Origin of the sequence: Psychrobacter fozii (assembly GCF_003217155.1) — a bacterium.
Lineage (GTDB): Bacteria > Pseudomonadota > Gammaproteobacteria > Pseudomonadales > Moraxellaceae > Psychrobacter > Psychrobacter fozii.
In genome coordinates this window covers 1-24862 of sequence record NZ_QJSU01000001.1, presented here as the reverse complement: position 1 = coordinate 24862, position 24862 = coordinate 1, and the positions used below count along the sequence as shown (strand labels likewise).

The window sequence follows — 24862 nt, the reverse complement described above, 5'->3', positions numbered from 1 at the left end:
AAAAATTCAGGATAGATAATCAATAATTCATCTAATCTGCTAACATCGGCGTCGAATTTTGTGTAAGATATCTAGACTGTTTTCGTTTCATCCATCATAGATTATCGCGCAGATAATTTTATAAGACAATTATAGGACAGTTCCCACATGGCGTTATCACTACAAAAAGACAAAATCCGGTTTTTATTGCTTGAAGGTCTGCATGACAATGCTTTGAAAGTATTGGAAGGCGCTGGCTATCATAACATCGAAAATATCAGCCAAGCTTTAGATCAAGATGAGCTCATTGAAAAAATTAAAGATGCCCACTTCATTGGTATCCGTTCGCGCACTCAGCTAACACGTGAAGTACTTGAGCATGCACACAAGCTGATCGGCATTGGCTGCTTCTGTATCGGTACCAACCAAGTAGATTTGGAAGCGGCTCGCGATCTAGGTATCCCTGTCTTTAACGCGCCATACTCAAACACCCGCTCGGTGGCTGAACTGGTATTGGCTGAAGCTATTATGCTGTATCGTGGTATCCCTGAAAAGAACGCCACCGTACATCGCGGCGGCTGGGGCAAGTCTGCGACTAACTCACATGAAGTACGTGGTAAGACCATCGGTATCGTTGGCTACGGCTCTATCGGCTCACAGCTGTCTGTATTGGCAGAAAGCTTCGGCATGAAAGTCATTTATCATGATGCCGTGACCAAATTACCACTAGGTAATGCCGTGCAAGTAAGTAACTTAGAAGAGTTATTGTCAACTGCCGACATCGTGACATTGCATGTGCCTGATGTACCAAGCACGCGCTATATGATGAAAGCTGAGCAGTTCGCCCAAATGAAAGAAGGCAGCTACTTCATCAATGCCGCACGCGGTACTTGTGTAGAGATTGATGATCTTGCTGCTGTACTTGAGTCTGGTAAAGTATTGGGCGCGGCGATTGACGTGTTCCCGAAAGAGCCAAAATCTGCTGACGAAGAGTTCGAATCACCACTGCGTAAGTTTGACAATGTTATCTTGACGCCGCACATCGGTGGCTCAACGCAAGAAGCACAGGCTAACATCGGGCTAGAAGTGGCGGATAAGTTTGTTCGATATTCTGATCAAGGTGATACGGCGACGGCTGTGAACTTCCCAGAAGTATCTGTTCCGTTCAAAGAAAACTCGCATCGTCTGCTGCATATCCACAAAAACGTACCGGGCGTATTGTCACAAATCAACCGTCTGTTCGCTGAAGCGCATATCAACATTCTAGCGCAAAGCTTAATGACCGAAGGTGATGTTGGTTATCTGGTGATGGATGTTGATTATAACGATTCAAGTGCCGCTTTAGATCAGTTAAAAGACGTAGAAGAAACGATCCGCGTACGTATCTTATTCTAGTATAGTCAATCCACTATAAAAGAGTTACAGCGTTAACCTCGCTTGAAGTATTGCATATACCTCTGCACTCGGTTGCCTTGTACCACTTTCAAATTGGATCAACTATATCAGCGTTGATTGTTGCGATAAGCACTGATAATTCTTCATAAAAAAGAGAGGCTCTATTAATTAGAGCCTCTCTTTTTTGTTTAGCCTGAAGTAAGACTGTTTATTTTTTTTTGGCTTGATTTGCTGCATCAGCTAAACGTTGTGCTTCAACCTTAGCGGCTTTGCGTTTCTCTATCACATCTATTACGTCGCTGCCGATATGCGCTTCACCACGTTTTTTGGCCAATTGCATTTGGTGTTCACGTTCACGAAAGCGCGCTTTTTGTTCATCAGTCGCTTTATCGATACAATGCGGGCATGACTCGCCTTTAATGTAAGCACTGCTTTGCATGTCATCGACAGTAATGGGCATGCGGCAAGCGAAACATTGCTCGTAGCTGCCTTTTTCTAAATTGTGATTGACCGATACACGGTTGTCAAAGACAAAGCAATCACCTTCCCACATAGAGTCGCTAGCAGGCACTTCTTCTAGATATTTTAGGATGCCGCCTTCTAAGTGATAAACCTCTTTAAACCCTTGCTCACGCATATAGGCAGTGGATTTTTCGCAGCGAATGCCACCAGTACAGAACATTGCTACTTTTTTATGCTTAGCCGGATCCATCTCTTTTGCCACGTATTCTGGGAACTCACGGAAGGTCTCAGTATTTGGATTGACAGCATTTTTAAAGGTACCGATTTGTACTTCGTAATCGTTACGAGTATCGATCAGAATGACATCAGGATCAGAGATTAGTGCATTCCAATCGCTTGGTTTTACATAGCGGCCGACTGATTGCAAAGGATCGATGTTTTCAACACCCATGGTAACGATTTCTTTTTTGAGCTTTACTTTGGTGCGATAGAATGGCTGCTCGTTGGTATACGATTCTTTAAAAGTGAACGTGCCAATCGCTTCGATACTACGCAGATATTCAAGGACATTATCAATACCTTGGCGTGTACCAGAAATCGTACCGTTAATGCCTTCAGCGGCAATTAACAAGGTGCCTTTAACGTCATTTTCAAGCATGGTATTTAAGATTGGCTCACGGTATTGCTCAAAGTCCGCAAAGCGCGTGAACTTATAGAGTGCAGCAACGACGATATTATTAGTCACGCTATCGTAAACGGGCGCTGATTGGTTGTCATTTGTAGTAGGGGTGTGAGTGGTACTGTCTTGAATGGTACTCATGTTTTTCTCCTGCTGGCTAGGTCGTAAACCCAGTGCGTAAAGTATTTGTTAAAACTAATTAGTATAGCTCATAACATTAGTCTGATTGTGGAATTAGCTAATACGCGCGTAGTGTAGCAAATTTTAGATGGGTTTTGAATGGAAGAGAAATATTAGTACATATTTATCTTTGGTCTAAACGTTTCTTTTGGACTAGATACAGTTTTAGAGAATTCACTGATACTACTATCAATGTAATTGTTATCGGAATTTAACTCTTGTATATTAGGCATTTCCATAAATTCTAACCACTTATTTTTCATCCAAGTTTCAATAGTATCTTTATCTAGTATATCTATCAGATTGGATAATTGAGCATGCGGCTTTAAATAGTAATAGACAATGACTCTAATAGATGGTTTCTCTCCCTGATTAAACGAAAAAATTTCATGGATATAATCGCTGTCTGATGAGTCTAAAGAATGACCCCAGATATAAATTTCGATAGGGTGGTACTTCGTTAGACCTTGGCCTTTCATATTTTGTTCCAACTCTACAACTGGAGAGTTAGATTTCAGAAACTGATAATCAGTATTGTTGACGAGCTTTTGATAGTATTTAACGAATCCATAAGATTTATTGTCTATTAGTACTTGATTTTGAAGCTCTGAAATACCTAGAACAATTTTTTTATTACTATTTTTACCAGCTTTACCATGTATAAAATTAATATTGGAATGATTATACAAACGATCAATAGTAGATGAATAATTGAAACTATAAATAGCATCCAAATCTTTTTCAAAAATTTCTGGATTTTTGAGAGTATTTTTTAATTCTAGTTTGTCAATAAAGGCAATATACTTAGAAAATATCTCAATAAAACTAATCAAGTCTTCTTCTAAGTGCTTCAACAAGCTGGAAGCGCATATATCGATAGGTTTTCCTAAATAGTATTTAACAAAACCCTGATCGAATACCATTTGCGTGCCTGCATGTTTAGAATTTTTATCCGTTATAGAAAATTTTTCTAGTAAATTGTTGATAAATGGATATTTTCTTTTAATATCTTTATTGAATATTTTATCAATTAAAATTAAACTATCAACATATGGAATATGTTTGAGGTATCCTGAATTTTTCTCTATCTCCGATATTATATAACAGACAGCACTTAGCACCACTTCCATCTCATTTTCAAAGTCTATCCATGTTTCAATACCACTATCAATATAGCTTTTAAAGTATTGAAACCAACCATTTTTATTTAAGTCATCTTGAAGCTCTTTAACTTCTTCTAGCGGTAAGGTAGCTTCTTCAGTTTTATACAATTTGATAGTATTCTCAAAGAAGTAATTTTCATCACTTATCAAGTCTGTATATAACTCCTGAAAAGTCATTGGAGTATCTTTATCATAATTTTCCACATTACGCATGGCATACATAAAGTGGTCATACTTAGTCGGTAAGAAATGTGCTAAATCAAATCCATTACCCAATATTAGTATTTTTCTTGTTCCACTCATACAAATGTTCCTTGGATTTATATCACTATGCTTACAAACAAAAATAACTATAGCATCAAACACAAAAAATCCAGCTCAAAGGCTGGATTTTTATTTTCAAACTAAAACTGTATGTAGCTAGATTTACTTACTCTGAAACCAGCTATCGGCTTTGCTACGGGCACTAGCGATGTCTGAGCTTGATAAGTTCAATGCCAACTGACCAATCTTACCACGAGCTTTGGTGCGTACTTTTTCGTCTAGCATGCCATCACGGGCAGCCAAATCATACCATTTATAAGCATCGACCAAATTCTTTTGCTTTTCATCTAACAATGCAAGCGTATAGCTGGCACGGTTGTCGCCACGCATGGCGGCTTTTTCTAACCAACCACGGGCTTGTTGTAGGTTAGGCTGTACACCTTCGCCACGCAAGTACATGATGGCCAAATTTAACTGAGCAGGAGCAACGCCTTGCTGAGCTGCTTTGGTATACCACTGAACGGCTTGTTGGGTGTTTTGTGCAACACCTTCACCTTTTTGTAGGCGTTTGGCTAAATAGAACTGAGCATGGTCATTGCCTTGGGCAGCACGACTGGATAGCTCGCTGATTGGCATTAGCTCAAAACGTGACGTATCAAGTGGTACGTTTGATATTAACTCAGCGTTGGCAAGACCTGCACAAGAGAACAATGCAGTGAACAACGCAGCTTTTAATAATTTCATAGCAGCTCCAAAATTAGGCAGTTAATAAGCAAAAGAGTTGCACCGCTAAAGAGATTTAGACGGCGATAACAATTAGGGGACATCCAGCGAGACTAACTGACCTAATTATTAGCAATATATTTAATGTTTGAGGGTTGGTTAACCTTAATTGACACGATAAACGGTCGGAATTAGGGCATGGCCAACATTATTTTGCTAGCTTAACACCCAAGTTTACGAAACTCAAATACTAATTACCTAAGTTAACGGTAATTTACCCAATATTGTTTGTAACAAAATCATACAGTTACTCAGATATCAATATTTTGAGGCTAAGAGGCAAGCATCTGCATCGATAATATTAATCTGATGTACGTTTAGTCACTCTGTAAATAGCGACATCTGCTAACAGATTGGGAGCTTGTCTTATTAGCGCTTTCATCAGTGGCGTATGACCTTTTTCAGAATCACTGACGGCAAAGCGATTGACGATATGAATGTCATGCTTGGCACAGAGCTGCTCAAAATCTTTAAACGTACACAGATGAATGTTTGGCGTGTTGTACCATTCGTAAGGTAGCGCTTCTGATACAGGCATCATGCCTTTCAGCCCTAGATGCAGGCGGTTTTGCCAGTGGGCAAAGTTAGGGAAGGTGATGACGGCTTCGCGGGCCACACGTAGCATATCAAGCAATAGCACATCAGGCGATTTCACTGCTTGCAGCGCACGTGCCATGACGACGGTGTCGAAACTGTTATCAGCGAAGCGTGCCAGACCATCATTGAGGTCTTGCTCGATAATAGATAAGCCTTTTGCGATGCCATCGTTGATTTTTTCTTCGTCAATCTCAAGTCCGTAGCCAGTCACGCCGCGATTTTGTTGTAGATGAGCGAGTAGTTCGCCATTACCACAGCCCAAATCTAGCACATGCGAATGCGGGGCAATCCAACGCTCAGCCAATTGATGATCCATTCTCATGAGCGGTCTCCTGTAGCGGTACTTTTGCCAGAAATAAACGGCGCAGTTAAAAACCCTCTGACCGCACCCATATAACGTGGAATATCAAATAAGAAAGAATCATGGCCATGCGGTGCGTCAACATTGATATAGTTGACGGGTTTGCCAGTGGCCATTAGTGCATCGACAATCTCTTGTGAACGCTCCGGTGCAAAGCGCCAATCAGTGGTAAATGAGACCACTAGGTATTGGCATTGAGTATGAGCAAAGGCCGCTTTGAGTGCAGACAGCTCTTGCTGACGATCAGATTCAATATCTTCAATCGTCGCTACTGCATCTTCTAGCTCAACTTGCGTACTGTTTTTACTAGATTCGACTGAAGCCGCGATTGAATTCTCAAGTTGTGCTGCGGGTTCTGTGGAGTCTATAGCAACTGTTTCTATGGCAGATGGATAGTCACGTATTGGATAGTCGCGCGTCGGGTCAAAATAATCTAAGGCTTTGGTCATCAGTAAATAGGTATTGGCATCGAAATTTTCGCTAAAGCGTTCGCCTTGATAGCGTAGATAGCTTTCGACTTGGAACTCGACATCGTAGCCATACATAAACTTGCCGGATTTTAGATCACGACCAAATTTTGCCTTCATTGCATCATCGGTCAAATAAGTAATATGACCAACCATGCGCGCCAATATCAGCCCGCGACGAGGGTAGGTGCCTGCTTGTAAGTAGCGACCATCTTTGAAGTCAGGGTCAGACAATATAGACTGACGCGCCACTTCATTAAAGGCGATATTTTGAGCCGATAGCTTAGGCGTACTAGCAATGACCACACAGCGCTTGAGTCGCTTTGGATAATCAACAGACCATTGCAATGCCTGCATACCGCCCATCGAGCCGCCAACGATGGCATGCCAAATGTCGATACCCAGACGATCTGAGAGCATGGCTTGCGTTTTCACCCAATCTTTAATCGTAACGAGTGGAAAGTCAGGGCCATAAACCGACGGTTCGCTGCCAGTGCTTTCGTCATCTGCGCTGATGCTATCAGGATTAAGCGTCGTTGGGCCTGTCGAGCCAAAACAGCTGCCGATGTTATTCACGCAGACCACATAAAATTGATTGGTATCGATGGCTTTATTAGGGCCAATCATATTGTCCCACCAGCCCGCCTTTTTATCATCGGCACTATGCAGTCCTGCCGCATGATGGCTACCAGATAAGGCGTGACAGATAAGTATGGCATTTGATTTATCGCTATTGAGCGTGCCGTAAGTCTCGATGATTAAATCGAATGAGGGCAAGGTGCGATTACACTCTAAGGTCAATGGCTCAGCAAAATGAAAAATCTGGGGCGTGACGATTCCGACTGAGCCCACCGTGCCAGCTGCACTGGTTGAGTCAATTGAATCGGATGTATCTGTGGGGAACTGGTCACTGGTATTATCAGAGCGTGCGTTCAAAGCTACCTCGCAATACAACAATCATCAATAAAATAAAAGCAAAATGGCACGTTGTTGACAGGCTATTTTACCTACACGGTTTTTATAAACTGGGCTTACCTATTGTATGGGGATGCGCGTAGGAGTACAACCATCGAGCGCGCCTTTTGAGCGTAGTTTTTTGGAAGATGGGCCATAGTCAAATAAAGAATAAGTCGCAAGTAGCAAGTCATCAATAATCAACGGCAAATGAACAGCAACTGCGTATCAAATTGTATAGGGGTGCTTTTACCACGCGTCATTAATGGATAAAATGCTACACTAATAAGGCATTTATTTAATAATGACTTAATAATCTTTTACCTGATTCCTTTTCAATTAACCTAATAAAATAGTGCTGCTATGAAACCTAAACTGCCACCACGTATTGCCGTCCTATTAGTGAACCTAGGTACTCCAGATGAGCCAACAGCACCTGCTGTACGTCGTTACCTAAAACAGTTTTTGTCAGACCCACGTGTGATTGAGATTCCCAAATTTTTATGGGCGATTATTCTTAACTTGTTTGTATTACCCAGCCGCCCTAAACGTGTGGCAAAGGCATACGCCAGTATCTGGGAAGGCGACTCGCCAATTCGTAAGATATTAAAAAGCCAAGTTGAGATGTTAGAGCCACGTTTAGCAGATACTGCTGCGCCGTTTCGTGTGTCTGTGCATCCTGCGATGAGTTATGGCAATCCTGGCTTGCCTGACGTGATGGATAATCTACGCAGTGAGGGTGTTGATCATTTTGTTATCTTGCCATTGTTTCCACAGTATTCAGCCTCTTCAGGCGGCGCGGTTTATGATGCATTGACAAAATGGACACTGAAGCAACGTAATTTGCCGAACTATACGATTGTAAAAGATTACTTCGCGCATCCACTTTATATTCAGGCATTGGCAGATTCGATTCGTCGCTTCCAAGCTATACATGGCAAGCCTGAAAAGCTGATGTTTAGCTTTCATGGTATTCCGCAGCCCTATGCTGACAAGGGTGATCCCTATCCCAAGCGTTGTAAATGTACTGCAGCACAAGTCGCTCATGCGCTTGGTCTAACAGAAGATGAATGGATTATTAGTTTCCAGTCGCGCTTCGGTAAACAAGAGTGGGTCAAGCCGTATACTGATGTAGTACTAGAAGAGTGGGGCAAGTCTGGCGTGCGCTCGGTACAAGTGATTAGTCCGGCATTTTCAGCGGATTGCTTAGAGACGCTAGAAGAGCTGGCCATCGAGAACCGTGAAAACTTTCTCCATGCGGGCGGGCAAGAGTATCATTATATTCCGGCTTTGAATCTTGACGATGCGCATATTGATTTGCTTGAAGCGCTTAGTGCGCCATTGGTTAAAGGTTGGGCCGGCACACTGGATGGTTGGGCTTAGTCACTGAATTTGACGGCTAGATATCATTGATGTCATTGATGTAATGGCTATTATAGCTATAATGAATAAATGATAAAAATACCGGACATGATGTTCGGTATTTTTTTGTATGTGTCATATCAATAGAATAAAGTTGAGATTTTTTGTTGCTGGTATGTAACAATACGCCAAGCAGATTTTTATTTTGTGCTGTTTGCTATTTTTACATAGTTGCTTAATTTTATATTTGTACCACTTTATTTTTGAGGATAAGCATGTCTAGCTTGAACGATTCACTGAACCCTATATCATTGCAAAAACCTAACGGCCAACCACCGAACTTACCGCCAATGGATGAATATGGTAATTTGTTGCCACAGTTATTAGCAGAACCGCGAGTTTGCCAAGCAGGATGGGGTGTAAACTGGATTACCAAGGCATTTGCAATATTTAAAGATCAATTCTTATTGTGGTTAGCGATTGGTGTTGCTTACCTAATCATCGCTGTCATTGGTAGTAGTGTCCCTGTGATAAACTTTATTTTCCCTTTCATATCTTTTGTATTTGTTGGTGGAATCATAAAGGGCTGTGCTGACCAAGCTACGGGCAGAGAATTGAAATTTGATCATCTCTTTTCGGCCTTCAATACTCATCTTATGCCATTAATTGTTTTATTTGTACTGTATCTAGTGGCTATGATTGTCATGATGATACCGATGCTGATCGTATTCGGCAGTATGTTTGCATCCTTAGCTCAAGAGTCAAGTGATGTTGCGATTGTAGGCATGGCGATAGGGACTTTATTGGTTTTTTTACTGTTATTCCCTGTATTAATGGCCATTTGGTTTGCACCTGCTTTAATTGTACTTCACGACATTGAACCTGTTCGAGCGATGAAAATGAGCTTTAAAGGCTGTTTAAAAAACATTCTACCGTTTTTGGTTTTTTGGATAGTTGCTCCCATAATTATGATATTAGCCGTCATCTTTACATTGGGACTGGGTATTCTAATACTGCTCCCAATAGGTATGATTACTTATTACACCAGTTATCGCGATGTGTGGACCGATCAGCCGTTATCAGCGGCGTAAGTCATCTTTAGTGAAGGTGGTTTTTAGCAAAATCTAATCTACGTCATGATCGATAAAAAAGCACGCTTAATATAATTAAGCGTGCTTTTTTTTGACCAAAGTGTTGTATCAACAGCCGTATTAATTGCTAAAAATCATCATCGTTGCTACGTTCAGCCGCTTCTCTATCAGCGATATCCATCGCATCTGGATAATCGCTGTCATCAAGGTTGTCCTGAACCAAAATCTCATCGACACGCGACTCATCGATATTTTGACGATGCACAGGTGTCAGTCCTTGGGTCGCACCACTGCCTGCTTCGGAGTTATTAAACCCTACACTGTTATCAATCGCATCATCGTTGTCGGTGGTATGCAACATCGGATTGTCTAAATCAATTTCTTGGCTGTTATCATTGATATTTGTATCGCCTTCTATATGATCCATTGTTTCTGGTAGTGGGCTTTTAATGTTATCCATAGTGGTTTCCTTATTATTATTGATCATTGTGATTTGTCTTATTTATCATGGTTAGTGTGACGCGTTATGAGTATCACTGATAGTATTAAGGTGTCACAGGATGTTCAAAAAATGTAAGGCAAGACTTTTAAGATGAGGGCGCGCCCTAGTAAGCAAAAAGGCCACCGAAATTCGGTAGCCATTTTTTATACTTTAATGAGCGTAGTGTTGCTAGCTTAATGAGCTACTTTGCACCCACTTTAGTATTTACCCAGCGTATCAATGAGTCAGGGGCCACTTGTGCTAGTGTCTGAAACAACTTAGCTGGAAGGCCGACAGAATAATGCGTGCTTCTCAGCTTACGATTAGGGCTTGTGGTGAGTTTGCACAGGGTTTTTGCGACATCATTGACGTCTAAGTTGATGCCCAAGCGATCAATACTGGTTACTTCGATGTCTGCTGTCATGTCAGATTTGACCCATAGCGGCATGACGTCGATAACTTTGATGCCCAACTTTTCATACTCAATATTAAGCCCTTCAGTGAGACCTCGTACAAAGAACTTACTGGCAGCGTAATTCGCAACTTCAGGCTGACCATAAATAGCAGACGCAGACGATACATTAATGATTTTGCCGTTTTTATTATCGGCTAAATAAGGTGCCAGTTTATGACAGCCAATGAGTACGCCTTTACAGTTGACGTCAATGAGAGCCAGTTGCTCATCTAGGTTAGTCGTCGGTAATGCGCCAGTGACCAGTACGCCAGCATTATTAACCAACGCATCGATACTGCCAAAATTATCAATCATCTGAGTAATAGCATTGTCCCATGAGTCAGGCTGCGTAACATCAAGCTGACCCGTTATCACACGCTTTTGTTTGAGCGATTTTTTAAATGCTTTATCGGTAATCGCCTGTTTAAGCGTAGTGGTATTAGTAGCAAATAGCCCGACATTATGGCCTTTTGCTGCCAGTTTTTTTGCTGTTGCCAGACCAATGCCTCGTGATGCGCCTGTAATCAATATGTTCATAGTCATTCACTCAATAGTTATTCAGATGCTGTAAATTAAAGGTTAATGCCAGACGTCAATATCGAGCGACAACACTAACATGATGGCCACAATTGTCATTGTTTTTGGTGTTTGCATTTCAGTATAGCAAACTATGGCTCAAACACTACAGCAGTACTGATTTGATACTTTGCGATGGACATACAACAATACTCATATGATGATAACTATATTGTGATGACTTCTAGTAGAGTTTAATTGCATCACAAACTCCACAATCATCGTCTGTACTACTGTTGATTCAGCACAGTGAATTTTTTCTGACTGCTTGGTAGGTTTTCAAATATCGATAATTTAAATTGCCACAAGTAAATCAGCGCAATCATATAGATGATATTTTCTGATGTTTCTTCGACGACCTCGCCAAATTCATGTGGGAATATAATCGCATTTTCACCCATATATTGCAGTACTGCTAAGACAGCAACACCTAGATATAACGATTTTGGGACATTTTTCAGAACGCTCCAAAAATAACGGCGCGCATGGACTAGCAATATAAGCATCGCCACAATGATGACCAGCAATATCCTATCTTCCCACCAGTCGTAAGAATGGCCGATCAGCAAAAAGTCTTCTGGCACTAATAAATCAGACAAATAACTCAGCTCTCTGCGAATAACACTGAAGAAAACTAAAACGGAGGCAAGCCAAAAATAGCGACCTTGTAGGACACGGCTTTGCACTGAATACTGTAAGCAGCGTAGCAAACATAAAGTTAAGATAATGGCTTCACCAATTTCGATAATACTATTTTCAGTGATAATGGTGATCTCCTGATTCATAAAATACAAAAAAGTGAGCCCAAGGGCTCACTTTAGAACGAAAATTATTTGGCTATATATAACTCAATAGGCCGCTACTATAACGCCAAATTTGACCTGATGTTGTTAATTAATATAACTAATCGGTCATAATGCATTGTTAATTTAGGTAGCCTAATGCTCTTAAATTTAAATATAACTAGCAATTGTTGTTATTGATTCTGGTTCAGAAAACTTGACTGGTAGTAGGGTTAGAACAAAGCTTCCATGCGTAGTAAGGCAGAAGGGTAATGGTCTTTATCTTCTGTTTTGTCATTATAGTAATTTAGCTCTGTCTGCATATATAGCCATTCGCGCCAAATGGGTTGGCGATAACTAATAGCAGGACCATAACTGTTTAAGGTTGATTTGTCACTTTCAAAATAACCACTGGCAGAGAGTCCGTAGGCTAGCTGTTTCTCATTGCCTAAATAATGCACCTGTCTCAGGTCGTTATCCCAGTCTTTGCGCTCTTCTTCGTCTTGATTGCGATAGCGAATAGTGGTGTTATTATTGATAAATCGATTGGTATCTGCGCCATATTGTAGATTTAATCCACCTTTGACATAGTGCTCACTATCAAGCCCATAACGATAAAAACTGTCGCTAGTCACTTCTAGTTTTTTACTTTTATACCAGTCTTTATCGATACTTACTTTTAGATAAGGATCATCCAGTGAACGAATCCCGATATCGACATCTGTATTCACTCCCAATTGATCTTCGAGCTCGTCATTAAAACGCGTCCAACGTAGGGCAATAGAGGCGTTGTCTTCTCGCGTTTTTTTAGTATTAATAAGTCTATCTTGGTTGTTGGAGGTTGCTTGATAAGTATTGCCTGTCGTGCTTTGCTTTAAAAAAGTATCTTCATCCAACTCTTCATCACCAATAATCAGACTTAGTTGTCTCTCTAGCACAGGCAAGCGTAAGCGACCACGAATCCTCGGTTCAACGGTGACATCGCTACCTGTTTTAGGGTCATTAGCCCAGCGTGTATCTAGCACGACTCGTAAGCTGGCTTTGGCAGGCTTTTTTGGATCGGGTTCTCCAAACCAGCCGTCCATTTTATGTGCCCATTCATGCAATTGGTCTTGAACGTCTTCACGGCGTTCATCTGTCCAGCCTTGCTCTTCTTGTACCAATTGAATAGGTTGCTCGGCAGACTTTTCAGTAGGTTGATAGCCAAGTTGATTAAGGGCTTCATCGCGATTGGGATCGTTATCGTGATATGGCGAAGCCGTTTCCATCTTTACAGATTCTGATGTTGATTCTGAATCTGTAATGGGCGTAGCATCCGCCCATACTGGCGTGCATAAACCTAAACTGGCAATTATATAAACGGTACAGGTGTTAAAGTTTGCTGATGTCGTCATGAAGGGTTTCAATTGTTTTGGTCTCTGAAAAGGGTAAACAAAAGTATTATGCCATAGGTCGTTAATTATAGGGAAGTTATGGCTAGGAATGTTCTACTTTTGAGGGGTGAGGGGTGAGGGGTGAGGGGTGAGGGGTGACTTTTACTTATAATTGCATAGCAAAGGAGCTTATCTTTCATGATAAAGAAAGGGACTATTGCTAATATAAATGCACTATTCAATAGGTCTTCGAATGTAAAAAAGGCTAAGCAAAATGCCTAACCTTTTTTATTAAAAAGTACGTAGAATAAATTCTATGCTGTAATTATTAATGCGCCTCATCCCAGTTCTGACCACTATCCGTCTCGACTAATAAAGGCACAGCAAAGTTTACATTCCAGCCTTTTTCGACAGCCGTGGTCGTCAAAACACCTTGCATCGCATCAGTAATCAACTGGCTAATCTCATCAACTTTATCTGCATCAACTTCGAATACCAATTCATCATGGACTTGTAGCAGCATTTTAGCTTGCGCTTTTGGCAACACCTTATCCACGGCAATCATAGCAAGCTTGATTAAATCTGCTGCTGAGCCTTGAAGTGGCGCATTAATCGCCGCGCGTTCAGCACCTTGCTTGACCATTCGGTTGCTGTGAGTGATATCAGGGGTATAAAGCTTGCGGCCCAATATTGTCTCGACATAGCCTTGTTCGTGAGCGCTGGCACGAGTATTGATCATATAGTTTTTGACACCTGGATAGCGATCAAAGTACATATCGATATAGTCTTGCGCCTCGTTACGGCTCATTTGTAGCTGCTTAGCTAGACCAAAGGCACTCATACCGTATAGCAGTCCGAAGTTAATGGCTTTGGCATTGCGACGCTCAGTTGACGTGACAGCTGCAACGTCTTTGCCAAGTACTTCAGCGGCAGTCGCAGCGTGAATATCTAAACCTTCGTTAAAGGCATGCGTTAAATTATTATCGCCTGAAAAATGCGCCATCAAACGCAATTCAATTTGTGAATAATCCGCTGCGAGAATCACGCGACCTGCTGGAGCGATAAAAGCTTGGCGAATTAAGCGACCAGTCGCGGTACGAATAGGAATGTTTTGCAAATTGGGATCAGTAGAAGATAAACGCCCAGTGCTGGTCAGTGCCTGATGATAGCTGGTGTGTACACGATCAGTTTCGCTATCTGCGACATTGTCGAGCGCATCAGTATAGGTGCTTTTTAGTTTAGACAGCCCGCGATATTCCAACGTGATATCGACCAATGGATGATCGATTTTTGACAGTACTGCTTCACCAGTCGAGTACTGGCCTGACTTGGTTTTTTTACCACCAGCAACGCCAAGCTTTTCAAACAACATCTCACCAAGCTGCTTCGGTGAGCCAAGATTGAATTCTTCGCCAGCGATTTCATAAGCGCGTTTTTCAAGTGCGATAATTTCTTCATCAAAGCGTTTTGATAGCTCGTTTAAGAATGGACGCTTGATAAGAATGCCATTCGCTTCCATTTGGCACAGTATTTCCGCCGTTGGAATCTCTAGCTCGTGTAACAATTTGGCATTATTGGCATCGTTCGCCATCTCGACGCTAAACACCTCAAATAATTGATAGGTAATGTCGGCATCTTCACAAGCATAGTCACTGGCGATATCAATAGCGACTTGATCAAAGGTGACTTGCTTAGCGCCTTTGCCAGCGACGTCTTCATAGCTGATGGTTTGCGTTTGTAGATAATGACGTGCCAAGTCATCCATACCGTGACGAGTGGCGGCAGCATTAATCACATAGCTGGCAAGCATGGTATCCATGGCCCAGTTATTGGGTTGTTCATGAATGGCACCGACCAAATCGATATCATAATGACTGAGAATATGAGCATCGTATTTTAGATGTTGACCGATTTTACCAATGTTTGGATTTTCCAAAATTGGCTTTAGGCGTGTCAAAACGCTATCACGGTCGAGCTGTTTAGTTGTTAGCTCGTCACCTTCCAGACTATGCGTCAGCGGAATATAATAGGCTTCGTGGGCTTGCACAGCAAAGGAGAGACCGACGATTTCAGCTTGACGCCAATAGATGCTAGTTGTCTCAGTATCAATGACAAAATGCGGTACAGACTCTAATAGCTTAACCAGACTCTCAAAAGCGGGTTCGTCGAGCACAGTATGCCATGCTCTATCATGCGATTTGCTATCTTGGATATTTTCAATACTGCTTGATTGTAGCGACTTAGCGATTTGCGCTTGTGATTCAGCATTCGCTTGACTGTCAGCGACACTCTGCGAGCCATTTGCAGGATGATTTGGGTGGTCGAAAGACGCGAGCTCGTTTCTAAACTCTAGCTCATTATACAATTCGCGTAATTCGTCGATGTGGGCACTAGGATCAGTATTAATTTTTAGATCATTCCAGTCTTGGCCGATGGCCAAATCTGTCACGATGGTAGCCAGCTTCCTATTAAACGGAATATCATCGGCGTGCTCAATCAAACCTTTAGCACCGCGACCTTTGATAAAACCAATATGCTTTAACATATTGCCGATATCGCCATACTCAACGAGTAAGTCTTTTGCGGTTTTTTTACCGATACCAGGCACGCCTTTGATACCGTCTGAAGCATCACCCATTAGTGTCAAAAAATCTATCATTTGATTTGGGTTAATACCGAATTTTTCAATGACGGCTTCTGTGTCCGTAACTTTACCCGTAAAGCTGTCTTCCAAGATAACGCAATCATTGACCAGCTGCATCATGTCTTTGTCACCCGTTGAGATGACGACATGATGACCTTCAGCGACAGCACGATGGGCAAGTGTACCGATGATATCATCGGCTTCTGCGCCTTCGATACGCAACAGGGGAAGACCTAATGCTGTGACCAAGCGATGGATATAAGGAATTTGCTCTACTAGCTCTACGTCGATGGGCGGGCGAGCCGCTTTATAGTCAGCAGACATATGATGACGAAAAGTCGGTGACTTGGTATCGAAACAGACGGCCATATGCGTAGGGTGATAGCGGCGCATCAGCTTGAGCAGCGCATTGAGCGTGCCACGGATGGCATTAGTTATCAGGCCTTGCGAGTTTTGCATGGTTTTTGGTAAGGCATGATAAGTGCGAAACAGATAGTAAGAGCCATCAACCAAGATAAAAGGTGGCTGGTTTTTATCAACGTGACTGGTGTCCATCGTCGCTACATTGGGCATGGTTTCAAAGTTTGGTAATGCGGCAGGATCAATCGCTTGATGGGAGTTGTGGTCACTGTCGGTGATGGAGTCGGTCATAGGATCAGTCATAAAGGTCACTTATCAGCTATTAGATAGAAATATGTGCTTATTATAACGATAAAATCAGTGTGTGCCGAACTGCTTAACCGTTACGAGATGTTCAGTATCACCTATTGAATTGCTTATTGATATGAATGATGCGTGTCATAAGACAGTTGAATCACACATAAAAAAAGAACCCAGTGTGAACTGAGTTCTTTATTTCATAACTTACCTAACAATCAAACAGCTTTAATGATCAAGCTGCTTAACCGTCGAGCTTGTATTAGTTTACTTCTGAAGTCAATTCTACATCGATGTTGCCACGTGTTGCTTTTGAGTATGGGCATACTTGATGTGCTTTTTCAACCAGTTGCTGGAACTCATCAGCAGACAATTCAGTGTTTTCACCAATGACATGGATTCTAGCTGCTAGCTTATAATCAGGACCTTCGCCTTGTAATAGGTCTACTTCAATCGACGTTTGTGAATCAAACTTTGCTTTTTCCATTTGCTTAACAGCGCCAAGTGCACCGTCAAAGCAAGCGCTGTAACCTATCGCAAACATCTGCTCTGGGTTATTGCCATCTTTGCCTGAGCCTGGCGCTACCATATTGATAGTGAGATCGCTGTCGCTCAAGCTGGCTGAACCTGCGCGGCCGCCAGTAACAGTTGCTTTGGTAGAGTATAGAGTTTTCATAACACATCCTTTTTTGTTGTCAGTTTTTATAGTTACTTTATATTTAACGGGTACGTTTTGATACGAGCTTCAGCATAACAAACCATTAAGTCAACTGTATAGCCCCGTCGTAAATATATACTGTGTATTTGTAATTGAAGGATTCTGTGATGAATTTCATATCTAGTATTCGCTGAAAACATAGATGTAGTAGGCATTCGCTTGGTCAATGACAGAAGATTTATCAGCGGCCCAAATTGAACGCCACTATTAATTCAAAAATTGCGCCAATAGGCTCTATTTGACTATTAGGGCGTGTTTTTTTATGCGCTATTTCTGCACCTTGACGCTAAATCGGCTACAATACGTCCATTATTTATTCTATTTATTTAGATTGATTTCTAAATGACTAACTGTTGAAGCCGAAAACTATGAGCGTAGATCCAAAGAAATTAAACAAAGAAGTGGCCAAACGCCGCACCTTTGCCATTATCTCGCATCCCGATGCTGGTAAAACCACCATGACTGAAAAACTGCTATTGTGGGGACAGGCAATTCAGGTAGTGGGCGAAGTAAAAGGCCGTAAGACTGATCGTCATGCTACCTCAGATTGGATGAGTATGGAGCAAGAGCGTGGTATTTCTATTACCACCTCAGTCATGCAGTTTCCGTATCAAGATCATATGGTCAACCTGCTAGATACCCCGGGTCACGCTGACTTTAGTGAAGATACTTATCGTACTTTGACCGCAGTAGACAGTGCATTGATGATGGTCGATGGGGCAAAAGGCGTCGAAGAGCGAACCATCAAGCTGATGGAAGTCTGCCGGATGCGTGACACACCGATTATCTCATTCGTCAACAAGCTCGATCGTCAAATTCGTGAGCCACTTGAGCTGCTTAGTGAAATCGAGTCAGTTTTAAAGATTAAATGTATTCCAGTGACTTGGCCTATTGGTATGGGACAGGATTTCGTGGGTGTGTATCATTTGACCGAAAACAAAACTTACTTTTATGAAAAAGGTAATGGCGGCAAGATGACGGTCTCTGAGACCCGAGAAGGTTATGATTATCCTGATATACGTGAGCGTCTAGGGACGTTGATGTTTGATGCCTTTGAAGAGTCGCTTGAGCTCGTACAAATGGCGCTAGAAGAGTTTAGTGTTGAAGCGTTCTTAGCAGGCGAGATGACGCCAGTATTATTTGGTACAGCGCTGGGTAACTTTGGTGTCAATATGGTACTTGATACTCTGGTTAAATATGCACCACCACCCAAAGCGCATCCGACCAATGAGCGTGAAGTCGCCGCGACTGAGACCGACTTTAGTGGTTTTGTCTTTAAGATTCAGGCCAATATGGATCCGCGTCACCGTGACCGTATTGCATTCTTACGAGTCTGCTCGGGCAAGTATGAAAAAGGTATGAAGCTAAAGCATGTACGTTTGGGTAAAGATGTACGTATTGCTGATGCTTTGACCTTTTTGGCAGGTGATCGTGAAGCATTAGAAGAAGCGTATCCAGGGGATATTATCGGCTTGCACAACCACGGAACCATCTCAATCGGTGACAGTTTCACAGAAGGTGAAGAGCTAAACTTTACCGGTATTCCACATTTTGCGCCTGAATTGTTCCGCCGTGTGATACTCAAAGACCCGCTAAAATCTAAAGCGCTACAAAAAGGTCTTCAGCAGCTAAGTGAAGAGGGCGCAACACAGGTCTTTATGCCACAGATTAACAACGATTTAGTCTTGGGTGCAGTTGGTGTACTACAGTTTGAAGTGGTCGCACATCGCCTCAAAGAAGAGTACAAGGTTCAATGTATCTTTGAGCCAGTATCGATTGCAACGGTACGCTGGATTCACTGTGATGACGAAGTGGCACTGGCCAAGTTTAAGAAGAAAGCCCATGACCAGTTATCGCTCGATGGTGGTGGCTATCTGACGTATCTTGCACCGTCGCGGGTTAACTTGCAGTTAATGCAAGATCGCTATCCAGAAATCACTTTTAGTAATACTCGTGAGCATTAAAATTCATTATCCCACGATATGATTCATCTCTAAAGACACGCTAGCCGTGTCTTTTTTATTACCTATAATTTACGTAATAAACGCTTGAAAACTGGTAATTTCTTAAAACACAAACAGTGTTCCTACAATACATCATTATTGTTACGGTAAAATGTTAAGCAATGTTGTATGTTTATGAAAGAGGCTATATGAACGCTACGAATCCATTTAATATTAATAACTCATCATTACGTCTGCGCTCATCGATGAAAGCGAGTCATGCACGTCTGATGGGTCTATTGGCTAGTGGTTTTTTGCTAGTGGTCGTCGCTATACCTGCAAATGCAGGTAATCTCATTAGCAGTACCGATTATTTGAATTATGAGTTGCCAGAAAACATACAAGCACAATGTGTAGAGCGTGATAACTGTCCAGAGATTGATATTAAATATTTGAATACCAATCATCGTTGGATAAATGATATGACGAATGAGCGTATCAATGCGTTAGTCGTCAATAGTAAACCGACTGAGTCAGCACCTATCAAAATGAAACTGAATCAGGCAGCGGTAAACGCAGCGATTGATGACTTTGTTGGCTCACAATTTATAGATATTCCTGAAGGCAGTTCATGGGCTTATAGTTTGATGGTCACGCCTGAGTATTTGGGGCATGTGAGTGATTTTGAATTGTTCGAAATTGCCTCCTATGTCTTCACTGGTGGTGCTCATGGCATGCCTTATAGTGAGTATTTAGTATTTGATCTAAGCACCAAAAAACAAATTAAACTTGATGATATGCTTCAATCAGGTAAAAAATCAAAGTTCGAAGCACTTGCATACGATGCTTATAAAACGTGGGTTAAAACGGTGGACGACGATGTCAGTAGTTATGAAAAAAACTGGCCGTTTACATTGAGTGATAATATAACGATGACGGATGAAGGTATCGACATTCGCTATCAGCATTATTCTATCGGTCCATATGCTTATGGTATGCCTGTATTAAGCATTCCATATAGCAAGCTTAACGGTATTATCAAGCCTCGTTTTATCATTAAATAGCGCAAATAGACACGGTATTATTTATAACGGTTAACATTAGAATCGCTTTAAAAATTGGCAATAATTTAGCTAAAATCATTTGAAATTTAATAGAAAAATAAGGAATGGCATCATGACAAACAATATAGACAGCGGAAACCCGACAGCATCAACGAGTACTTGGCAGCTTAATGCATTGACAGAAGCGCTTGGAGAACTGACCCTGACGGTCGATGACAGCCTATCTATCGGACGTGGCAGTGATAATGATGTGGTACTCGGCAGCAAGCAAGTATCGCGCAATCATGCCGTGCTCAGCGTATTAGATGGTCAGTTATATGTAAAAGACTTGGACTCATCGAACGGTACGTTTATCAATGAGCAGCGTATCGAAGGCAACCAGTCAAGCCTATTGCAAGTAGATGACACGATTGGCTTTGCCAGCTTTAGCTTTTTGGTAAATGCGCCTGTGGCTGCTGTAGAAAATGTTGAGTCGTTAGCACCTGTAGCGGTAGAGGATGCAACGGCTAATATGAATACTGCTGATGACAGTAATACTGAAGCTGCTGTTACTGAGACTACTACCAAAGCAGATGAGTTCGAAGAATACATCATCGAACACCCAACCATCGATGAACCTGTGGTGAAAGAAACAGGTATTGAAGATATGCTTCCTGCTACAGACGAAAGTGTTGAGACAGTAACTGTCGATACAGCGTCAGAGGCAGTAGTAGAATCAACAAATGAAACACCTGATACTAGCCTGCCTATAGAGAATGCCACTGAAACAGTTGAACCAGCCCCACAAGAGCCAATTGTCAAAGAAACAGGTATCGAGGAAGTCTTATCTGCCGCAGAAAGTATAGAGTCTGCACCAGTAGAGGATACTCCAGAGCTTGTAGTAGAAGAAGAAACACTAGAAGAGCCAGTGGTCGCAGAAGAAGTAGCTGAGCAAGAAGTAGTAGCGACAGAGCCTGAATCGCCAGTAGTGGACGAGAGTGAGCCATTAGTAGAGCAGTCGGCTGTACATGAAGAAGCCGTGCATGAAAAAGTGATACACGAAGAAGAAGTAGTGAATGAAGAGCCAGTAGTCGAACCAGAGCATGATAAAACGACGACGACTGAGCTGCAAGAAGAAGCTGACCCTGATGTCTTACGTGCTAAGCAAGCAGCCACTGCACAGTTCTCAGGTACAGCCAATCTAGGCCAGTCTCGTGATCTTGGTACCGAAGGCAACAACGCGGCAAATCAGGCAGTCAACAACCCAGCCAATGCAGGACATATAGAGAAAAAACCAAGCGGTGGTTGGTTTATATGGGTATTTGTTGCCATTCTCATCGTTGGGTTAGCTTTATGGTTGTTTAATAAAGGCGTTGTATAGCCAATAGTCGCTTATACAACACTAGCCAGATAGCTCATATCTTTCGCGGTTAAGCTGTAAAAGCGAGTTTCTATAGCGTCAGCATTCAGTAGAGTGTTGACGCTATATTTTATCTATAGTCAATCCTCTATAAATTGGATACGGTGTCATTCTCGCTTAATCTGCTATTTGTAGCACTTTCACTCGCCTTCCTTGTATCCAAATGTCATTAAACCGACTATACCTTTTTATTGTTTCTATTCTTTTTATCTTTTGCCAATATGTTGCTAAGAGAGCCTTACTATGATGACCTTTGAAGAATATCAGTCTTTTAAAGACCGTGGCTTTAGTCATGCACCACTGGTAAAAAAACGTCTAATGGATTCGCAAACGCCAGTATCTGTGTTTTCTAAGGTACGTGATCTGAATGGTTCAGCGTATTTATTTGAGTCAGTTGTAGGCGGTGAACGCTGGGCACGATATTCGATGATTGGCTTGGGTAGTGATCTGATTTTGCAATATATAGATGGAAATATGACGGTCAAAAGAAACGATCAGACTGATGTAAATGCAGTAGATGATCCATTTGATTATATTCGTCAGCTGATGGCTCAATACAATATGCCCACAGCAGCCGATATCGCTATGCTACCGAGCTTTAGCGGTGGTCTGGTAGGTTACTTTGGCTATGACATGGTACGCGTCATTGAGCCAAGCGTAGGCTTGTCTGATGCACCTAATCCGATGTCGATGCCAGACATGTGGTTGATGCTTTCGATGAGCGTGATAGTTTTTGATAGTTTAGAAAATACGTTATCTATCATCGTCTATGCTGACTGCAATAGTGAAGATGGCTACAGTAATGCTATCCGTGAATTAGAAAAAATTGAAGAGAAGTTAGCAGAGATGCCAAACTTAAGCGCGCCAGTGATGCCAACGCCGACGTTCACCTCACAAACAGGTGCAGAGAAGTACTGTAGCGACGTGGATAAGATTAAAGACTACATCTTAGCAGGTGATGTCATGCAGGTCGTTCCTGCGCAGCGTTTGTCGGCTGACTATACTGGCGACTCGCTGGCTGTCTATCGTGCTCTACGGTTTTTAAATCCATCACCTTATCTGTTCTTGGTGCATGGTTATACGCTCGACGACCATAAACGCTTTGACATCATTGGTGCATCGCCTGAGATATTATCACGTATCGAAAATGGCAAAGTAACAGTGCGGCCATTGGCGGGCACTCGTAAACGTGGACAGAATCAAGTAGAAGATGAAGCACTTGAGCAAGAACTGCTCAATGACAAAAAAGAAATTGCTGAGCATTTGATGCTCATTGATTTGGGTCGCAATGATATTGGCCGCGTTTGCGAGTACGGTAGTGTTAAGGTGACCGAAAAGATGTTTGTTGAGCGCTATTCACAAGTGATGCATATTGCTTCTAACGTTGAGGGTACGATATTGCCTGATAAAGACGCACTGGATGTCTTTTGTGCGACGTTCCCAGCGGGCACCTTAACAGGGGCACCCAAAATCCGCGCCATGCAAATCATTGATGAGATAGAGCCAGTACGTCGAACGGTCTTTGGTGGTGCAGTAGGGTATTTGGGCTGGCATGGCAACATGGATACCGCTATTGCTATCCGTACGGCTGTCATGCGCCGTGGCAAAATCCATATCCAAGCAGGTGCGGGTGTCGTCGCGGACTCTATTCCAGAAGCTGAATGGGATGAGACCAATAAAAAAGCACTCGCCTTGTTAAAAGCAGTAAAAATGGCGTGTAATGGTTTGCACATTCGCTAGTTAAATAGCCATCTGTGTGGCAAAAACAAATGCTTTGAGTAAAAAGCCAATTTAATGCCATATCTTTATTTATAAAAATACTAATTTAATCAATAGCTTAAATATTTTTATTAAAATAATTGAAAAAAAGATGAAAAAGAGCTTGCGCATCTCAAAATATTTGATAGAATAGCCACCACTTTAAGAGAACAAGCCGACTTAGCTCAGTTGGTAGAGCAACTGACTTGTAATCAGTAGGTCGCCAGTTCGATCCCGGCAGTCGGCACCATCTCTCTTAAAGTAGCTTTTTATGAATATGTCTTAAACTAAAGCCATTTTTGTTTAAAGCAACCTAAGGTGGGATTGGGGAGCGGTCAAACCCAACAGACTGTAAATCTGTCGCGAAAGCTTCGAAGGTTCGAATCCTTCTCCCACCACCATATTTTCTAAGTTTGTCATAGCGCCAAGCATACTCTATATATTTAGAGACTCTCGATTAGAGTCCTTTAGAATAAGAGTAAATGCGGGTGTGGTATAATGGTAACACCTTAGCCTTCCAAGCTAATGACGCGGGTTCGATTCCCGCCACCCGCTCCATATATACACCATCGCAAAAATTATCAATAATACATCACGATAATCAGTTTATGATAACTGTGTCGTGATATTTTTTTAGTAAATCTACAATATTATTTGTACTGTAGTTATTAAAAACATGCTCATATAGCTCAGCGGTAGAGCACTCCCTTGGTAAGGGAGAGGTCTCGAGTTCAATTCTCGATATGAGCTCCATTTATTGTTTAAGCTTTTTGTGTTTGCTTTGCTATCTTAAACAGCGTTGCATCGATATCGAAAGCATAGGATATTGAACATTATAAATACAGTACAGCAATTGATGATTTAAGGGTGACACTGAGGTGTTGCCCTTTAGTGCTGTCAATTTATCAATAAATACTAAGTTTATTTGTAGATAAGCTACAGTAAGATAAATTAGTGCAACAGCGATGTTATATAATAGCTAGCAATGTTCAATAGATTGAAAAGTAAGTATAATATTTATCTGTATGAAGTTGAAATGCATGGTTTGAATGCATAGATTTTAGCAAGATTACAGAACAGTTTTAGTAGATAAACCATAGCGTCAACGGTTTGATGGTCTTACCTGCATCATGAGCCGTCAAACAGCTATTCACTGATCTTTGATTGATAAAGATTCACCAAAAAAAAGAGGAAATACCCATGGCAAAGGCCAAGTTTGAACGTCTAAAACCGCATGTCAACGTTGGTACCATCGGACACGTTGACCACGGTAAAA

At 41.8% G+C, this 24862-nt stretch carries 17 protein-coding genes, 4 tRNA genes and 2 pseudogenes; 12 read left to right on the top strand and 11 right to left on the bottom strand.

Annotation, left to right across the window (positions count from 1 at the left end):
- Window positions 1-147: 147 nt before the first annotated feature.
- Complete coding sequence (gene serA / locus DFP82_RS00110; RefSeq protein WP_110921709.1) at window positions 148-1374, top strand: phosphoglycerate dehydrogenase; 1227 nt, start codon at window positions 148-150, stop codon at window positions 1372-1374.
- A gap of 208 nt (window positions 1375-1582) precedes the next feature.
- Here the strand turns inward: serA and trhO are convergent, their stop codons facing one another.
- The 5 genes and pseudogenes from trhO to metX all read right to left on the bottom strand — a co-directional run.
- Window positions 1583-2656: an oxygen-dependent tRNA uridine(34) hydroxylase TrhO gene (trhO, locus tag DFP82_RS00105; protein WP_245905564.1), complete on the bottom strand. Its 1074-nt coding sequence runs from the start codon at window positions 2654-2656 to the stop codon at window positions 1583-1585.
- Window positions 2657-2808: 152 nt separating this feature from the next.
- Complete coding sequence (locus DFP82_RS00100; RefSeq protein ID WP_110921708.1) at window positions 2809-4161, bottom strand: AbiH family protein; 1353 nt, start codon at window positions 4159-4161, stop codon at window positions 2809-2811.
- A gap of 123 nt (window positions 4162-4284) precedes the next feature.
- On the bottom strand, window positions 4285-4866 hold the full coding sequence (locus DFP82_RS00095; protein WP_110921707.1) for a tetratricopeptide repeat protein: 582 nt from the start codon (window positions 4864-4866) through the stop codon (window positions 4285-4287).
- A gap of 340 nt (window positions 4867-5206) precedes the next feature.
- Entirely contained in the window at window positions 5207-5824 is a 618-nt protein-coding gene (metW, locus tag DFP82_RS00090) for a methionine biosynthesis protein MetW (RefSeq protein ID WP_110921706.1), read from the bottom strand.
- Window positions 5825-5853: 29 nt separating this feature from the next.
- Window positions 5854-7182: pseudogene (gene metX, locus DFP82_RS00085) on the bottom strand (homoserine O-acetyltransferase MetX); the annotation flags it as partial.
- A gap of 465 nt (window positions 7183-7647) precedes the next feature.
- On the opposite strand from metX, the gene hemH reads away from it, so the two are divergent.
- Complete coding sequence (hemH, locus tag DFP82_RS00080; protein ID WP_110921705.1) at window positions 7648-8667, top strand: ferrochelatase; 1020 nt, start codon at window positions 7648-7650, stop codon at window positions 8665-8667.
- 254 nt (window positions 8668-8921) lie between these two features.
- A complete protein-coding gene (locus tag DFP82_RS00075) occupies window positions 8922-9737 on the top strand; it encodes a BPSS1780 family membrane protein (RefSeq protein ID WP_110921704.1) in 816 nt (271 codons plus the stop codon).
- Window positions 9738-9864: 127 nt separating this feature from the next.
- Here DFP82_RS00075 and DFP82_RS00070 read toward each other — a convergent pair whose 3' ends face one another.
- The 6 genes from DFP82_RS00070 to DFP82_RS00045 form a co-directional block, all read right to left on the bottom strand.
- Window positions 9865-10197, bottom strand: a complete 333-nt coding sequence (locus DFP82_RS00070; protein WP_110921703.1) for a hypothetical protein — start codon at window positions 10195-10197, stop codon at window positions 9865-9867.
- 223 nt (window positions 10198-10420) lie between these two features.
- Complete coding sequence (locus DFP82_RS00065; RefSeq protein ID WP_110921702.1) at window positions 10421-11209, bottom strand: SDR family NAD(P)-dependent oxidoreductase; 789 nt, start codon at window positions 11207-11209, stop codon at window positions 10421-10423.
- A 269-nt stretch (window positions 11210-11478) separates the two neighbouring features.
- On the bottom strand, window positions 11479-12033 hold the full coding sequence (locus DFP82_RS00060) for a hypothetical protein (protein WP_245905562.1): 555 nt from the start codon (window positions 12031-12033) through the stop codon (window positions 11479-11481).
- Between the two features lie 230 nt (window positions 12034-12263).
- Window positions 12264-13424, bottom strand: a complete 1161-nt coding sequence (locus DFP82_RS00055) for a hypothetical protein (protein ID WP_181416203.1) — start codon at window positions 13422-13424, stop codon at window positions 12264-12266.
- 307 nt (window positions 13425-13731) lie between these two features.
- On the bottom strand, window positions 13732-16710 hold the full coding sequence (gene polA, locus DFP82_RS00050) for a DNA polymerase I (protein WP_425450578.1): 2979 nt from the start codon (window positions 16708-16710) through the stop codon (window positions 13732-13734).
- A gap of 256 nt (window positions 16711-16966) precedes the next feature.
- Entirely contained in the window at window positions 16967-17380 is a 414-nt protein-coding gene (locus tag DFP82_RS00045; RefSeq protein WP_110921701.1) for an organic hydroperoxide resistance protein, read from the bottom strand.
- A 410-nt stretch (window positions 17381-17790) separates the two neighbouring features.
- On the opposite strand from DFP82_RS00045, the gene DFP82_RS00040 reads away from it, so the two are divergent.
- From DFP82_RS00040 to DFP82_RS14750, 9 genes and pseudogenes are all read left to right on the top strand, one after another.
- On the top strand, window positions 17791-19386 hold the full coding sequence (locus DFP82_RS00040) for a peptide chain release factor 3 (protein ID WP_110921700.1): 1596 nt from the start codon (window positions 17791-17793) through the stop codon (window positions 19384-19386).
- A 188-nt stretch (window positions 19387-19574) separates the two neighbouring features.
- Window positions 19575-20429 (top strand): RsiV family protein, encoded by an 855-nt coding sequence (locus tag DFP82_RS00035; protein ID WP_110921699.1) that lies wholly within the window; start codon window positions 19575-19577, stop codon window positions 20427-20429.
- Window positions 20430-20541: 112 nt separating this feature from the next.
- Window positions 20542-21789, top strand: coding sequence for an FHA domain-containing protein (locus DFP82_RS00030; RefSeq protein WP_110921698.1), 1248 nt, complete (start codon window positions 20542-20544; stop codon window positions 21787-21789).
- Window positions 21790-22071: 282 nt separating this feature from the next.
- Entirely contained in the window at window positions 22072-23568 is a 1497-nt protein-coding gene (trpE, locus tag DFP82_RS00025; protein ID WP_110921697.1) for an anthranilate synthase component I, read from the top strand.
- A gap of 192 nt (window positions 23569-23760) precedes the next feature.
- Window positions 23761-23836, top strand: a tRNA-Thr gene (locus tag DFP82_RS00020).
- Between the two features lie 67 nt (window positions 23837-23903).
- Window positions 23904-23987, top strand: a tRNA-Tyr gene (locus DFP82_RS00015).
- Window positions 23988-24070: 83 nt separating this feature from the next.
- Window positions 24071-24144: transfer RNA gene (locus tag DFP82_RS00010), tRNA-Gly, on the top strand.
- 120 nt (window positions 24145-24264) lie between these two features.
- Window positions 24265-24339 (top strand) — tRNA-Thr (locus DFP82_RS00005).
- A gap of 447 nt (window positions 24340-24786) precedes the next feature.
- Window positions 24787-24862: pseudogene (locus DFP82_RS14750) on the top strand (hypothetical protein); the annotation flags it as partial.